Annotated in this window: 14 protein-coding genes; 10 read left to right on the forward strand and 4 right to left on the reverse strand. The window is 44.6% G+C overall.

What is annotated here, in order from left to right:
* Positions 1–19 precede the first annotated feature (19 nt).
* From AC3WJJ_RS18970 to AC3WJJ_RS19010, 9 genes are all read left to right on the forward strand, one after another.
* The gene (locus AC3WJJ_RS18970) at positions 20–952 is read left to right on the forward strand and encodes a D-alanyl-D-alanine carboxypeptidase family protein (RefSeq protein WP_492543159.1); all 933 of its coding nucleotides are present in this window, start codon (positions 20–22) and stop codon (positions 950–952) included.
* A 308-nt stretch (positions 953–1,260) separates the two neighbouring features.
* A complete protein-coding gene (locus tag AC3WJJ_RS18975; RefSeq protein ID WP_492543161.1) occupies positions 1,261–2,238 on the forward strand; it encodes an LCP family protein in 978 nt (325 codons plus the stop codon).
* A gap of 268 nt (positions 2,239–2,506) precedes the next feature.
* On the forward strand, positions 2,507–2,944 hold the full coding sequence (locus tag AC3WJJ_RS18980; protein ID WP_422658954.1) for a CBS domain-containing protein: 438 nt from the start codon (positions 2,507–2,509) through the stop codon (positions 2,942–2,944).
* A 182-nt stretch (positions 2,945–3,126) separates the two neighbouring features.
* The gene (locus AC3WJJ_RS18985; RefSeq protein ID WP_492543609.1) at positions 3,127–3,429 is read left to right on the forward strand and encodes a MazG-like family protein; all 303 of its coding nucleotides are present in this window, start codon (positions 3,127–3,129) and stop codon (positions 3,427–3,429) included.
* A 6-nt stretch (positions 3,430–3,435) separates the two neighbouring features.
* Complete coding sequence (locus AC3WJJ_RS18990) at positions 3,436–4,350, forward strand: DUF2232 domain-containing protein (RefSeq protein WP_492543163.1); 915 nt, start codon at positions 3,436–3,438, stop codon at positions 4,348–4,350.
* A gap of 11 nt (positions 4,351–4,361) precedes the next feature.
* The gene (locus AC3WJJ_RS18995) at positions 4,362–6,353 is read left to right on the forward strand and encodes a DHH family phosphoesterase (RefSeq protein WP_422658952.1); all 1,992 of its coding nucleotides are present in this window, start codon (positions 4,362–4,364) and stop codon (positions 6,351–6,353) included.
* Complete coding sequence (rplI, locus tag AC3WJJ_RS19000) at positions 6,350–6,793, forward strand: 50S ribosomal protein L9 (RefSeq protein WP_422658951.1); 444 nt, start codon at positions 6,350–6,352, stop codon at positions 6,791–6,793. Before AC3WJJ_RS18995 ends, rplI begins: the two co-directional genes overlap by 4 nt.
* Before the next feature lies 1 nt (position 6,794).
* On the forward strand, positions 6,795–8,156 hold the full coding sequence (dnaB, locus tag AC3WJJ_RS19005) for a replicative DNA helicase (RefSeq protein ID WP_492543166.1): 1,362 nt from the start codon (positions 6,795–6,797) through the stop codon (positions 8,154–8,156).
* 253 nt (positions 8,157–8,409) lie between these two features.
* Positions 8,410–9,693 carry an adenylosuccinate synthase gene (locus tag AC3WJJ_RS19010; RefSeq protein WP_492543168.1) on the forward strand — a complete coding sequence of 428 codons (1,284 nt, stop codon included), beginning with the start codon at positions 8,410–8,412 and terminating at the stop codon, positions 9,691–9,693.
* 332 nt (positions 9,694–10,025) lie between these two features.
* Here AC3WJJ_RS19010 and AC3WJJ_RS19015 read toward each other — a convergent pair whose 3' ends face one another.
* From AC3WJJ_RS19015 to AC3WJJ_RS19030, 4 genes are all read right to left on the reverse strand, one after another.
* Complete coding sequence (locus tag AC3WJJ_RS19015; RefSeq protein WP_492543170.1) at positions 10,026–10,715, reverse strand: ABC transporter ATP-binding protein; 690 nt, start codon at positions 10,713–10,715, stop codon at positions 10,026–10,028.
* A complete protein-coding gene (locus tag AC3WJJ_RS19020) occupies positions 10,715–11,815 on the reverse strand; it encodes an ABC transporter permease (RefSeq protein WP_492543172.1) in 1,101 nt (366 codons plus the stop codon). Before AC3WJJ_RS19020 ends, AC3WJJ_RS19015 begins: the two co-directional genes overlap by 1 nt.
* A gap of 104 nt (positions 11,816–11,919) precedes the next feature.
* On the reverse strand, positions 11,920–13,302 hold the full coding sequence (locus AC3WJJ_RS19025) for a HAMP domain-containing sensor histidine kinase (RefSeq protein ID WP_492543174.1): 1,383 nt from the start codon (positions 13,300–13,302) through the stop codon (positions 11,920–11,922).
* Positions 13,299–13,976, reverse strand: a complete 678-nt coding sequence (locus AC3WJJ_RS19030) for a response regulator transcription factor (protein ID WP_492543176.1) — start codon at positions 13,974–13,976, stop codon at positions 13,299–13,301. Before AC3WJJ_RS19030 ends, AC3WJJ_RS19025 begins: the two co-directional genes overlap by 4 nt.
* Positions 13,977–14,231: 255 nt before the next feature.
* On the opposite strand from AC3WJJ_RS19030, the gene AC3WJJ_RS19035 reads away from it, so the two are divergent.
* Entirely contained in the window at positions 14,232–14,906 is a 675-nt protein-coding gene (locus tag AC3WJJ_RS19035; protein WP_492543178.1) for a hypothetical protein, read from the forward strand.
* Positions 14,907–15,101: the final 195 nt, after the last annotated feature.

The following is a 15,101-nucleotide window of genomic DNA, read 5'->3' on the forward strand; positions in this document are numbered from 1 at the left end:
TACTATGGAGGGCTTACATATGAAAAAATGGTGGTTATGGTTTCTCATAGGTGTGCTTATTATGATTCCTGTCATTTTGGTCACTACGATGAATACAGAGCGAATTGGTATTAAACCTGAAGTGGAAGCAAGAGCAGTTGTACTGATGGACTTGAATTCAGGACGAATATTGTATAGCGAGAACGGCGATGTGCCGTTGCCCCCGGCAAGCATGTCGAAGTTGATGACAGAGCTGATCATTCTCGAAGAGATTAAAAGCGGGACCCACAGCTGGGATGAATCCGTGAAGATTAGTAAATATGCTAGTAGCATAGGCGGTGTTCGGTTGTCTTTAAATGAAGGAGATATCCTTACAGTAAAAGAGCTGTTTCAAAGCATGGCCGTTTATTCGGCTAATGATGCAGCGGTAGCACTCGCAGAGCATTTTGCAGGCACGGAGGAGAACTTTGTGAAGCGGATGAACCAGAAGGCGAGGGATCTTCAGCTTTCTGACGATTCCTATTTCGTGAATGCTTCTGGCCTTGAGATTGCCTCTAATGAGAGAGAAGTACCTTTTAATCTGGAAGAAGAGACAAGAATGACCGCGCTAGATACAGCAAAACTTGCAGCTCATCTGATCAATAATCATCCAGAAATATTAAATACATCAAGTAAAACGCAGATGAAGTTAAAAGGGCGGGACTTATATTTAAGTAACACAAATTGGATGCTTCCTTCGCTATCGGGTCCCTATTCATATGAAGGAACAGATGGTCTGAAGACAGGATACACGGAAAATGCAGGATACTGCTTTACCGGAACAGCTGAGAAAGGCGGAAGCCGGCTTATTGCTGTTGTCATGGGAACGAAGAGCAGGGAAGCCCGGTTTGAGGAGACTCGTAAGCTGTTTGACTATGGATTCTCAAGAACATTAACGATTAAAGAGCGGCTGAATGAATGGTTCCATGCATAGGGACCAGCAGCTGCTTTTTTTGTATAATGGAATAGATCAACTTATTTATTTAGCACTTCTCCAAATCTGGTAGTTTTATAGAACGACGGAGTAGCTCTTCACAGAGAGCATTCGTCTGGTTTACAATAGACCATGTGCTGCTTCTCCCCCTGTGTAAGAAAACAGGACCACGGTGATGCGTCATTCATACGTATAGCCGTTTAATAAGGAAAGGAGGCGAGCAAGAAGGCAGCAGAAACTTCCGTTATTCCATGATTTATCCTATATAAATAAGTTATTAATTTTATAAAAAAGAAGGAATCTAACTCATGAAGAGGAAAACATTATATATTGCACTTGCTGCTCTCGTGCTGATCGGTAGCTTAGGTTATCTGTTCCGTGCACAGCTTGCAGTCGTTGCATTTGATTTATTCATGTCTGATAAGGTTGAAAGTTCACTGGAGAAGAGCTATAAGCCGCTCAAGGGCGACAAAACGCCTGAGCCTGTGGTTCTGCAAAGTGAGCCGTTTAGTGTGATGCTGCTAGGAAGCGACCAACGTGAAGATGAGCCAGCTCGTTCGGATACGATGATCTTGGCTGTTGTCCGTCCTAAGGAATCTAATGTACTACTCGTTTCTGTTCCACGTGACACTTACGTGGATATTGTTGGCAAAGGAAAGAAGGATAAGATTACACATGCCTTTGCTTTTGGTGGACATGAGATGGCCAAAGATACAATGGAAGCATTTCTAGATGAAAAGATCGATTACTATGCTTCTGTTAATTTTCAAGGCTTGAAGGATGTTGTTGACGCTATGGGTGGCGTTGAGCTGCCAATCGGTAAGGATATTGTAAACAAGGGTAAAGACCATGAGAAATTCACGGTAAAAGCGAACAAACCGATCTACTCCGGTGAGGAAGCACTTAACTATGTACGTTATCGTGAGGATAGCGACTTTAACCGCACGAAGCGTCAACAGGTATTCCTGGATGCAGCTGCAAAACGCTTGATGCAAGTTGATCAGATCAGCAAGGTGCCAGAGCTGATTGATATTATGGGCGATAACTTCCAAACCAATATGCAGCCTAAATTCATTATTGATCTGGCGAAGCAGTTGTTAACTGGTGGTAAGCCAGAAATGACTAGCTTTACGATTATGGGTGAAGGTATGAGATTGAATGGTATTTACTACAATGAAGCAGATAAAGAGGATGTTAAGTTAGCACAGCAGATGATTGATAACTGGATGGACCCGACTACTCCTGAAGATCAGCTAATGAAGCCGGAGAAGTCAGAGCAACAGTAATCTCTGTACAACACCGAATATACCTATAGACTCCGGACTACCGGATCGGACAACAGTATCAAATCTTATTTCAATCAGCAGTCCGGATTGCCTGGCTGCTGATTTTGTGTCTTTTACGAAACAGTTGCTGATTGTGAACGTATGTATTATTAAAGCGCTTCCACAAAAGGTTCATGAAGTACATGTATACCTGCATAGCTTTCTAAAGACACTACTTATTCACAACTGACGGGGTCACGTTTAACGCTCATAAGGAGGATTCATAATTATGAATATCGCGTTTTTTTTGCTGCCGAAACAGGAAGTCATCTGTTTAACGATGGATTCCACGCTGCGGCAGACGCTGGAGCGGATGGAGTACCATCGTTATACAGCCGTGCCTGTCTTGGATAAGAATGGACAGTATGCCGGCACGGTAACAGAGGGCGACTTACTGTGGCACATGAAAAACTCGGATGGAAAGATTACATTTGAGAATGCTTCAAAATTTTTGCTCAAAGATGTTCCGCTGCGAATGGATATTAAACCGGTATCCATTGAAGCGAACATGGAGGACTTAATCAATCTGGCTAAGGTACAGAACTTTGTGCCCGTTGTGGATGACATGAACCGATTCATCGGGATCGTTAGACGTAGCCAAATTATCGAATATTGTGAGAAATTCGTATCTAGAGAGGAAACAATGGGCTCACGCGGGGCATCCTAAAAATACCCGAGTGTTAGCCGGCACCTCAAGCACAGGCCTGCCATCGCTTTAACTTGCGAAGCAGGCTTGTTCTGCAGAGGGGACTGGGACGAACTCCGCTGGGCCCCTTTTGTGTGGGTAACAGGCATTTATGCTATAATGGAGAATAAAGCTTTTTCAGGGAGAGATGGGACTTGTCAAACATGCCGAAGGATTTGGATGTGGCTAAACGGGCCAAGGTAATTGAGTGGCTGAAGACCGAAGTAGTCGATAACGTATCCCGATTATTCAAAGCGCTGTGGGAGGGAAGTACAGCAAAGGTAGGCGACAGTCTGGCCAGCTTGATGATGAGTTCCTACATACTAGGCCGTAGACTTGGCATGTCATATCGGGATTTAGATGATCTCTTGATTGAAAAGTTGAAGAAGCATAAGCAAGAAGGACATCAGTTGGAAGAATGGTATCAAGATATTTCCGCGCTAGAAGAACATTTGCGTAAGAGGTGAACATATTTGAAACAGCGTTGGACTACAGTGGTTTGGAGCGTTATATATTTAATACTCCTACTTTCTTTATTATCAGGATTTTCAATTGTAACGGCATTTCTGTTGATTCTGCCAGTTGCAATTCTTTTCACAGCACTTAATGTAAAATCGTTTATTTTTCACATTCTCCCCGTCTGGTTGGTGGTAGGATTCATTCATCCGATATACGTTATGCTGGCCGCGTATTTCTTAATTCCGGGTCTCGTAATGGGTTACATGTACCGAAAGCGTGCCCCAGCTATGCGAGTTCTGAAATACGGTATGTCGGCATTTCTGTTAGAAATGCTTCTGCTGCTTACGGTCGGAACCGCATTCTTTCAGCTTAACCTGTCAGAATACGTGGATGAAATCGTTAAGATGACGACAGCTCCATTGCAAGAGATGGGCGTAAACAGTGGGGGCGCAGGTCAAATCTGGACACCAGAAAATCTCGAAATGTTAAGTCAAAGAACGATGCAGATGGTGCCTTTTGCAATGATTATCAGCTCGTTCTTAATGACGGTTGTAACTCATGCATTGGCTCGTCCGATTCTGAACAGTATGGGTTACTCCGTGCCAGCTCTTAAGAAGGCTCGTGAATGGAGATTTCCTCGTTCTCTGATTTGGTATTACCTGCTGATCTGGATTATGAGTGCAGCTATTAAGGATTCAAGCAATACCTTCATCGAAATGATTGTATTGAATGCCATGCCTTTGCTGCAGTTTTGCTTTATGATTCAGGCACTCGGATTCTTCTTCTATCTTACACATCAGAAGAAGTGGCATCCGATTATTCCGTTTCTTGCGGCTATTCCGATTGTACTCTTCCAACCCATGATTATACTCGGTATCTTGGATCTCGCGTTCCCATTGCGACAGTCCATAAGTAATAAAAAAAGATAGGGTGATCAGTCATGCCTAAATTTCTTCAGAAACGCTGGCACGGCTATCATACCGTCTGGGCGTTTGCACTTGTGCTTTTGCTTGTTATTTGCTTGTCTATATACAATACCTGGCTCGGTATTATTGGGCTATTACTAGCTGTTCTGAGTGGCTATGCCATGCTGAAGGCAGAAATGAAATTCCGCAGTGATCTGCTGGAATATATCGGTGGATTATCTTTTCGAATTCGCAGGGTTGAGGAAGAAGCAGTTAGTGTACTGCCGTTCGGCATTGTTCTCTATAGCGAGGATAAGACCGTTGAGTGGCATAACCAGTTCATGGTGGATATGTTCCCCAGTCAGACACTGGTCGGTATGCCGCTGAACGAGCTGTTTCCTAAGCTGACGGATGCTATGCGAGAGAAGAAGGAGTCCAAGGAGGGGTTCGAGGCCGAAATGCGGCTAGAGCTTCACCACGATAATAAATATTATGGAGCCACCGTTATTCCGGAGGAAAGACTCATATATCTGGATGAAATCACCGAGCTTGTTGTCCTTCGTCAACGCTATGAGGATGAGCGGCTCGCTATTGGGATACTGATGCTTGATAACGTCGATGAGGCAGCTCAAGGTATGGATGATCAGCAGCGGACAGCATTGCTCGCTAAGGTAAGCAGTGAAGTCACGGACTGGGCTCGTGAGTTCAATATTTATCTGCGTCGACTTTCTTCGGAGCGCTTTTTAATGATGCTGAACAAGAAGGCTCTGGATGCGCTGGAGAATAGTCGATTTGTTATCCTAGATGAGGTCAGAGAAATGACGGCTGACCTGAAGGTGCCGCTCACACTTAGTGTTGGGCTGGCTTTTGGCTCAGAAGATGTAACAGAGCTTGGTCAACTTGCTCAATCAAGTCTTGATATGGCACTTGGACGTGGAGGCGATCAGGCAGCTGTTAAAGCAGGACAACGACTATCCTTTTATGGTGGGAAATCAAACGCGGTTGAGAAGCGGACTCGGGTCCGTGCACGCGTCATTTCACATGCCCTGCGCGATCTTATGCAGGAAAGTGATCGTGTTATTATTATGGGTCACAAACTGCCTGATATGGACGTCATCGGTGCTTCAATCGGTGTACTGAAAGCAGCACAACTGTATAAGGTCGAGGCTCATATTGTACTCGAAGGCATGAATCCATCTGTGAAACGAATTATGGATGAGGTCCGCAAAGATGAAAATCTTATGAGCCGATTTATTTCGCCTGAACAGGGTATGCAAATGCTAACGCCTCATACGCTGCTTGTGATTGTTGATACGCATAAAGCATCCATGACCATGGAGCCTCGTCTTGTGAAGCAGGCAAGTCGGGTCGTTGTCATCGATCATCACCGCCGGGGTGAGGAATTTATCAATGATGCGGTGCTTGTGTATCTCGAGCCATATGCATCATCGGCCTGTGAGCTCGTAACAGAGGTCCTCCAGTACATTCATGACCGGGTATCCCTATCTCCACTGGAGGCCACGTCGCTTCTAGCAGGAATTACGGTAGATACGAAGCATTATGCACTGCATACCGGATCACGTACCTTCGAGGCCGCTGGGTTCCTCAGACGGCATGGTGCAGATACAATGATGATTCAACGGGTGTTAAAAGAAGATTTGTCAGAATTTATAGCTAAGGCTGAGATCGTAAAACATGCTAGAATGGTATATGGGCATATCGCACTTGCTGTAACACATAAAGGGGAGAAGATTCCCCAACTACTTATTGCACAGGCGGCGGATATGCTGCTGAATATGACGGATGTTCAGGCTTCCTTTGTTATTGGTGAACGGTCTGATGGACTTATAGGAATCAGTGCGCGCTCCATGGGCCGTATGAACGTCCAGGTCGTCATGGAACGTCTTGGCGGCGGTGGTCATTTAACAAATGCCGCAGTACAGTTAAGCATGACGATGGAAGAAGCGGAAGCCGCGCTGCTGGAAGTACTGGCAGACATTGAATCGAAAGAGGGGTTATTTGAATGAAAGTTATTTTTATAAAAGATATGAAGGGCCAAGGCAAGAAGGGTCAGGTTAAAGAGGTATCGGAAGGCTATGCACAAAATTTCTTGTTTCCACGTGGTGTAGCTCGACCTGCTACAGAGGGCAACATGAAAACATTGGAGCAGCAAAATGCATCTGAACAAAAGCGTAAGCAGCAAGAGAAGGATGAGGCTATTGCTCTTGGTAAGCAGCTTGAAGAGATGACAGTATCCGTGAAAGCTAAATCCGGTGAAGGCGGTCGTCTATTCGGAGCTATTACAAGTAAGCAAATTGCAGAAACCCTTGCAGCACAAAATATTAAAATTGATAAACGTAAAATTGAATTGAGTGAACCGATTCGCCATCTGGGTGTAACACAGGTACCTGTGAAACTTCACCCTGAGGTTAAAGCGACACTCAAGGTTCAAATAACGGAGGAATAGAATGGGCGGAGAACTCTATTTCGATCGGATACCTCCCCAGAATCTCGAAGCGGAGCAGGCAGTACTAGGTGCTGTATTGTTACAAGGCGAGGCGCTGATCACAGCGATGGAGCGGGTACAGAGCGAGGATTTCTACGATAAGACGCATCAGATGATCTACGAGGTAATGGTGCAGCTTGGAGAAGAGAACCAGCCGATCGATCTGGTGACCCTCACCTCCCGGCTTCAAGATAAAGGACAGCTTGAGGAAATTGGAGGGGTAAGTTACTTAGCTAAACTTGCCCACGGTGTACCTACAGCTGCGAACGTAGAGTATTATGCACAGATCATCGAAGAGAAATCGATGCTCCGTCGTCTAATCCGCACAGCAACTCAAATCGTAAGTGAAGGTTATACCGGAGGCGAGGATGTATCCGGTATGCTGAGCGAAGCAGAACGACGCATCCTGGAAATCTCCAACCGCCGTACAGGTAGTGGATTTATCGCGATCCGGGATGTATTGATGGAAGTATTCGAAAAGGTGGAGGGGCTATACCAAAACCGAGGCAATACAACAGGTATTCCATCAGGATTCGTCGATCTGGATAAGATGACAAGTGGATTTCAGCGCAACGATCTTATCATTGTTGCGGCTCGTCCATCTGTAGGTAAAACGGCGTTCGCACTGAATATCGCCCAGAACGTGGCTATCCGTGCTAAAGAGACTGTGGCGATATTTAGTCTGGAGATGTCCGCTCCTCAGCTCGTTCAGCGTATGATCTGTGCTGAGGCGAATCTCGATGCTAACGTGATGCGTAATGGTGATTTCAAAGGGGACGAGGATTGGTCGAAGCTGACGATGGGTATTGCGGCTCTATCTGAGGCTGAGATCTATATTGATGATACACCGGGTGTTACGGTTGCTGATATTCGTGCGAAATGCCGTCGTCTGAAGAAAGAGAAGGGTCTCGGTATGATTCTTATCGATTACCTCCAGCTCATTCACGGACGCGGTAAGCCTGGCGAGAACCGACAACAGGAAGTATCAGAAATTTCCCGTACACTTAAGCAAATTGCGCGTGAGCTGGAAGTTCCGGTTATTGCCTTGTCCCAGCTCAGCCGGGGTGTTGAACAGCGTCAAGATAAGCGTCCGATGATGAGTGACTTGCGGGAATCCGGTTCGATCGAGCAGGATGCCGACATTGTCGCGTTTCTATACCGGGATGATTATTATAATCAGGAAACGGAAAAGAAAAACATCATCGAGATCATTATTGCTAAACAGCGTAACGGACCTGTAGGAACGGTAGAGCTGGTGTTCTTGAAGAACTTCAATAAATTCGTCAATTATGAACGAACGCATGCCGATGCTTTTGCGGGTTAGCGGCGCCTATTTTCCTAATTTCATATGTCTACGACTTAAGCTTGAGAGATTCTAGTTGTAAGTTGTCCCAATTCCGAACAATCGTACATGTCTATGTATGATTGTTCGTTTTTTTATTTGACTTTAAAAAAAGGGGCTGGTACACTATTATTGCTGCTCAAAGGGCAGACTGATGTGTAAATAGTTTCGTGTGATTTGAAGTTAAATATGAAATCTATATAAGGTGATTTAGTCACCGAGCGGAGGAATGAATATGTCAACGGTAGTCGTTGTGGGAACACAATGGGGAGACGAAGGAAAAGGGAAGATCACGGACTATCTAGCGGAGAGCGCTGACGTGGTAGCCCGCTACCAGGGCGGTAATAATGCCGGCCATACTATTCTGATTGACGGTAAAAAGTTCAAGCTTAGCTTGATTCCATCCGGCGTATTTTATAAAGAAAAAACTTGTGTGATCGGCAATGGTATGGTTATTAATCCAGCCGCACTTCTTGAAGAAATTAAATACATTCATGATAATGGTTTCGACACGGATAATCTGGTGATTAGTGACCGCGCGCATGTCATCCTACCTTATCACATGGTACTCGATGCGCTTGAGGAAGATCGTAGAGGCCCTAACAAGATTGGTACTACACGTAAGGGTATTGGCCCAGCTTACATGGATAAGGCCGCACGTAACGGTATTCGAATCGCTGATTTAATGGATGCTGAGGAGTTCGAGCTGAAGCTGCGTCATATCATGAAAGAGAAGAATGACGTAATTAAGCAGATGTACGGTGGAGAAGAGCTTGATGTTGAAGAAACATTGAAGCAGTACCTAGCTTACGCGGAAGAGCTTCGCCGTTATGTATGCGATACTTCGGTTGTACTTAACGATGCAATTGATGCAGACGAGAAGGTACTGTTCGAAGGTGCTCAAGGTGTCATGCTAGACATTGACCAAGGAACATATCCATTCGTTACGTCCTCCAATCCGTCAGCTGGTGGTGTATGTATCGGTTCCGGTGTGGGTCCATCGAAGATTCAGCAGGTAATCGGTGTAGCCAAGTCTTACACTACACGTGTTGGAGATGGTCCATTCCCAACAGAACTGGATAATGAGATCGGTGATTATATTCGTGAAAAAGGTCATGAGTATGGAACTGTAACGGGCCGTGCTCGTCGCGTAGGTTGGTTCGACAGCGTAGTTGTACGTCATGCACGCCGTGTTAGTGGAATTACAGGCCTGTCACTGAACTCCTTGGACGTACTGAGTGGTCTAGAGACCGTGAAGATTTGTACAGCCTACAAGTATCGTGGTGAGGAAATTACGCATTATCCAGCTAGCTTGAAAATGCTCGCAGAGTGTGAAGCTGTTTATGAAGAGCTTCCAGGTTGGAGTGAGGATATTACTGGGGCGAAGACACTTGAAGACCTTCCGGAAAATACGCGCCGTTATGTGGAGCGTGTTGCAGAATTAACAGGTATTCCGATTGCAATCTTCTCGGTTGGACGTAACCGTGAACAGACGAATCAAGTACTTCCTATATATTAATCAATAAGACTTTAAAAAATATATGATTACAAGAAGGAAGGAAGCCCGCCAATGATCGGCGGGCTTCTTTTCTTTGTCAACAGATGACTAAAACTAGATGAATAGAGGAAATTACCCTTTATATGGTAGTATATATCCCTATGCTGCTTATCAATTAAGTCTATAATCAATACATTGAAGCCTTGAGAGACTATGCAAGCGGTAAGGTAGAGTGTTTACGATGGATTTGGGGATCCTGCGGAGGCCGCTTGCTGTTCTATGTAGGGCTTAATATATAGTGAAACATGAAACAGGGAGGACCTCTTCAGATTAAGAGGTCCTCCCTGTTTATATTATTGTTTTATAGGTTGTTCAGAGAGCTTCCCGTCCTCGATATACACCACACGGTCGCATAAATCGAGCATCCGTTTATCGTGAGTAACCATAACTGCTGCTTTCTGGCGCAGCTTCACTTCGTCTGCAAGCATCTGTACAACGGAGCGTCCGCGTTCAGAGTCTAGGCTTGCTGTTGGCTCGTCCGCTAGAATAAGCTCGGGATCGTTCATCCATGCGCGTGCAATGGCTACACGCTGACGCTCACCACCGGAGAGACTTTCTGGATAGGAATCGGAACGATGAGCTAGTCCAAGTCTTTTTAACAGATCATCTGCACGTTCTTCACTCTCACGATTAGGCTTACCTGCCAGCTTCGAGATAAGCAGTAGCTGATCACGAACCGTTAGGTATGGAATTAAGTTAGATGATTGAAAAATAAATCCGATATTATCAAGTCGAATCTTGTTCATCTGTTTCGATGATTGCTTCCCAACCTCTTTATCCCCGATAATAATTCTACCTTTGCTTGGAGATAACAGGGCACCTGCGATGGAAAGAAAGGTACTCTTACCTGAACCTGAAGGTCCAACAACGGCAACGAACTCGCCTGCTTTGACTTGTAAAGATACATCATTAAGAACTTTTACAGAGGTATCTCCATCTCCAAACTCCTTGGTTACATGTTCAAGAACTAATTTATTACTCATTATGCAGCCCTCCCAATAGCTTCGATTGCATCAATTTTGATCACCCGGTAAAGCGAAATTAGTGATCCGATCAGTGAAACGAATAGGAACAATCCAGATGTGAGCAGCACCATAGATGGTGTGAGTACAAATGGAAGTCCGTTGCCGATCAGAGCGGCTACACCATAAGTAAGGGCAATACTGATGACCAGACTGATAACCGATAGAAGCAGGACCTGCATGATGAGGTTCTTGGCTAAGTAACCTGATTGTGCACCGATGGCTTTTAGGACACCGAATTGGTTCATTTTTTGAATGGTAATAACATAGAAGAATACAGCCAGAACAAAAGCGGCAATGATATACAAGAACGCAATCATCATCATGAGGGAGCCTTGCTCCTCTTTAAATCCTGGAATTCCTTGAAGTGCATCGTCTTTCGTAATAACATCGACGCTTGAAACCTGCTGAGCTAATTGATCAGCTTGATCACTGTTCGCAGTTAGAGCAATCGCATTAAAGAATAGTCCGCGGCCGGAGTCTGTATTATGAATCGATTCCCAGCCTTTGTAGTTCATATGAAGAACAGGAGCATGGCTGAAGGATTGGCCTTCTGTAAAACCTACGATCGTGAACGTTTTGCCAGAGGCTTGATCGACTACCTGATCACCCAGTTTGAAGTCTTCTTCCTTCAGAGAGCGATCAGCAAGAATCTCGTCGGCTTTCTCTTTGTTAATCATCGAACCTTCTACCACTTTGGGAGCAAGTTTCTGGTCCGTATCGATAGCGAAGAATGCAGCGTCTACTTTAGCAGTAGAGTTATTGCGAGTGACTGTGGTCATCTGAACACCAAGAGGAGTGATAGCTTCTTCACCAGCTACATCCTGAATTTCTTTGAAATCTTTCTCCGTCAGTACGGAACGATTGAGCCGATTATCCGCTTCTTTTTGAAGAACAAGATAGTCAGCTTTCATATTTTGGATTGAGGAGGCATTGTCTGATGCAAGGCCCTGAGCAAGACCGGTTACGAATAGTACAAGCCAGGCGATCAGAACCATAATAAATCCAATTAATAAATAACGTAGCTTTGAATGCTTAAGCTCACGCAAGGCTAGAAACATGGTTGCTTCATCTCCATTTCTGTAGATACTGCCAAATGTTTTGGCTATGACTACAGTATAGGAAGACTATATGAACGGAGCATGAACTGAGTCTGAGGACGTGATTAAACGACCGGAAGTAAGACGCGGAATGTCGTACCTTTGCCGAGTTCACTCTCCACTTCGATATGCCCTTGATGGAGATCAACGATCTTTTTGGTGATGGATAGGCCAAGGCCAGTGCTCGTTTCTTTACGATTTCGAGCAGCATCGGCTTTATAGAATCGATTAAAAATATGTGGCAGGTCGGATTGTGCGATCCCAATGCCTGTATCGGATATCTCGACACCACAATGGTCGTCCTGCCGAAAGATACGTATGGATATCGTTCCACCGACATCTGTAAATTTCACGCAGTTTGTAATCAGATTAATCCACACTTGATGAAGCAGTTGTTGATCTCCGTATATAAACAGGGAAGGAAGCTCTAAATCGATAGCTAAATCCTTACTACGCCAGCTCCATTCCGTGACGGATAGCACCTGCTTGATCTGAGCAGCCAAATCAAAGGTGGTCTTCTCTAGAATATGTTCCTCTTTATCAAGCGAAGCGAGCATTAGCAGCTGCTTACTTAATTGGGACATCCGCCGACTTTCGTCCTCGATAATGGAGAGATAATGCTGACGCTGTTCTTCGGAAAGACCTGGCGATGTCTGCAGCGTCTGAGAAAAGCCTTGAATGGATGCTAGTGGCGATTGGATCTCATGAGATACATTGGACACGAATTCCTGTCGCATCTGCTCAAGTTGTTCTAATCCCTTGGCCATATGAGAGAAATGGTTCGCTAATTTTCCGATTTCATCCCGTCTTTTAACATTGAGCTTCAGATCATATTTCCCTTGAGAAATACGTTTGGTGGCTTCGGTCAGACGCACAATCGGCTTTACGATGTGGCGGGTAATAATACCGACCAGAAGGATGCTTAATAGAAAGGATATGAGCATAATAATCGAGAAGAAGATGCGCATCTCACCGAACTGCACCGTCACATCAGGGCGAAGGAAGAGCGCGTAAGTCACACCCTGGATGCTGATTGGCACACCGATTGAATTCATAAGATCATTGTCAAAAAAACCTGTAATGAACAACTTCGAGGGGAAGTTTAGTATCCCGTGGTATGTCTGACCGCTAACGACTTGCTGTATAACCTCTGGATCAATGTTTTTCCCTCTAAATTCCCCGCCATAGAATGCACCAGCTCCATCAGCATTCACAAGATAGATCTGGTAACCGAGCTTACCCATATGCGTCAAATAACTGTCAACCTCAATGTCCGGATTCTGCTTGTAAAAACTTTCGATATCATAAGCCATGGCCGTGATTTTCTGGTCATTAAAAGGCTTTAAATTGTACTGATAATATACATTAGATAGTACGAATGCGATCACACTACTCAGCATCATAATCCAAATCGTTGTAATGACGATTCGTGAATAGAGAGTCTTCACTTAGGCGTGACCTCCAATTTGTAACCGACTCCCCGCACCGTACGAATGGTGAAATCCTCACCTCGATCTGCAAAACGCTCTCGAAGTCGTTTAATATGTACATCCACTGTGCGATCATCACCATCAAAATCCGAACCCCAAATGAGCTGAATCAGCTCATCTCGTGTAAATGTTCGATCTGGATAGCTTGCAAGCTGTGAGAGCAGTTCGAACTCTTTCATAGGGAGCATTAACACTTTATCGTGCCCATACACCTCAAAGCTCTTTCGGTCGATTGTTGTGTTGTTTAGGTGGATCTTGTCTGCGCTAACCATTTGGTAACGACGTAGAAGGGCCTTGATGCGAAATAGTAATTCTTTTGGTTCGAAGGGCTTTGTAACATAGTCGTCAGTCCCTACGGCAAAGCCTTTTTCCTTATCTAGAAGCTGATCCTTGGCTGTTAATAAAATGACGGGAAAATCATAATCATTTCGTATTTCTTCGGTCAACTGATATCCATCTTTGTTCGGCATCATGACATCGACGACTGCAAGATGGATCTGTTCCTTAGCCAGGCAGGCTGAGGCCTCTTCGCCATCAGAAGCCTCAAATACAACATAGCCTTCGAGTTGAAGGTGGTATCGTAACAATTCCCGGATATGAGAATCGTCATCTGCAATTAATACGTGAACCATAATTGAGTGGACCTCCTAGAATGGTATAAGTAGAAACTTGAATTATTGTCATCATAGCACGAGCCTAGTTTAGCCCAAAATAATATAAAGCATAAGATGATCCTTTTCAGAGAGAGATCTAAATTAAAAGGTAATAAAAATGTTGAGAATCGGGCAATTTAAGAGGTTGAACCTTCAGCATGCGGTCCATACTGGATAAGGAGGAGACTTGCGACCTTGTCATTTCGGACCATGCATAAGAAGGAGGTAAAGCACATGAAGCTGATGAAACGGCTGCTTAAAATCAGTCTTACGGCAGTGCTTGTAAGTACACTAACCATATTGACAACAGGAATCGTAGTAAATGCCTACCTGCAATCGGTTTTAGCCAGCTTTAATATTCAGTTGGAAGGCCAGCCGATGGGTGTGGGGGGCATTATGAAAAATATACTTGGTATGAACGGATCGAGTGCAGATAAGGTAGAGGACAATGTAGAAGAGGGAAGCAGACAGAATGGTGCGACACCTGAATCACCAGGGTCTACAGACGATACCTCCGGTTCAAAGGAAGTAGAGGGGCAAGGTAGTAGCAACACAGGGGAAGTGGGATCCACAGATGAATCGGGTGGAAACTCTGAAGCTGTAGATGGAGAAACTCCTCCAGAGGACTCCTTACCGGTCATGGGTCAGATTGGGCAATCAGCAGCGGATCAGCAGGTTGTCATGACACCTGACGAAATGGTTGATAAGAAGAGTAGTCTTACAGCGCAAGAGAAAGAGGAAATCTTCACACTGTTAATGACCAAATTGCCACAGGAAGAAATGCAGAAAATATCAGAAGCCATGGAGGATGGATTAACAGCCGCTGAACTGGATGAAATACAAAGTGGCATTTCAAAATATTTAAGTGAAGAAGAATTCCAAAAGCTTATGACGATGCTTCAGAAATAGGTCTGAGTCCTTATAGGGCTTGGTTTGTCATCATTTTGTCATCGATCAAAAAATACAAATACAGGAAGTTACCTCAAACCCGCGTCCCGCGTGGGTTTTTTCTGCTGGATGCAGACTTGATCCTGTCCTGAAAGCTGTGGTAAAGTTAATTGGTGTTGAAAAGGTTAAGATTTTGAAACCTTTTGATGAAATATC

It is taken from the genome of Paenibacillus sp. FW507-14B1B (genome assembly GCF_058781425.1).

Coding starts and splice junctions, on each gene's coding strand:
- AC3WJJ_RS18970 (WP_492543159.1), top strand. CDS start 20: ATGAAAAAATGGTGGTTATGGTTTCTCATAGGTGTGCTTATTATGATT.
- AC3WJJ_RS18975 (WP_492543161.1), top strand. CDS start 1,261: ATGAAGAGGAAAACATTATATATTGCACTTGCTGCTCTCGTGCTGATC.
- AC3WJJ_RS18980 (WP_422658954.1), top strand. CDS start 2,507: ATGAATATCGCGTTTTTTTTGCTGCCGAAACAGGAAGTCATCTGTTTA.
- AC3WJJ_RS18985 (WP_492543609.1), top strand. CDS start 3,127: ATGCCGAAGGATTTGGATGTGGCTAAACGGGCCAAGGTAATTGAGTGG.
- AC3WJJ_RS18995 (WP_422658952.1), top strand. CDS start 4,362: ATGCCTAAATTTCTTCAGAAACGCTGGCACGGCTATCATACCGTCTGG.
- rplI (WP_422658951.1), top strand. CDS start 6,350: ATGAAAGTTATTTTTATAAAAGATATGAAGGGCCAAGGCAAGAAGGGT.
- dnaB (WP_492543166.1), top strand. CDS start 6,795: ATGGGCGGAGAACTCTATTTCGATCGGATACCTCCCCAGAATCTCGAA.
- AC3WJJ_RS19010 (WP_492543168.1), top strand. CDS start 8,410: ATGTCAACGGTAGTCGTTGTGGGAACACAATGGGGAGACGAAGGAAAA.
- AC3WJJ_RS19015 (WP_492543170.1), bottom strand. CDS start 10,715: ATGAGTAATAAATTAGTTCTTGAACATGTAACCAAGGAGTTTGGAGAT.
- AC3WJJ_RS19020 (WP_492543172.1), bottom strand. CDS start 11,815: ATGTTTCTAGCCTTGCGTGAGCTTAAGCATTCAAAGCTACGTTATTTA.
- AC3WJJ_RS19030 (WP_492543176.1), bottom strand. CDS start 13,976: ATGGTTCACGTATTAATTGCAGATGACGATTCTCATATCCGGGAATTG.
- AC3WJJ_RS19035 (WP_492543178.1), top strand. CDS start 14,232: ATGAAGCTGATGAAACGGCTGCTTAAAATCAGTCTTACGGCAGTGCTT.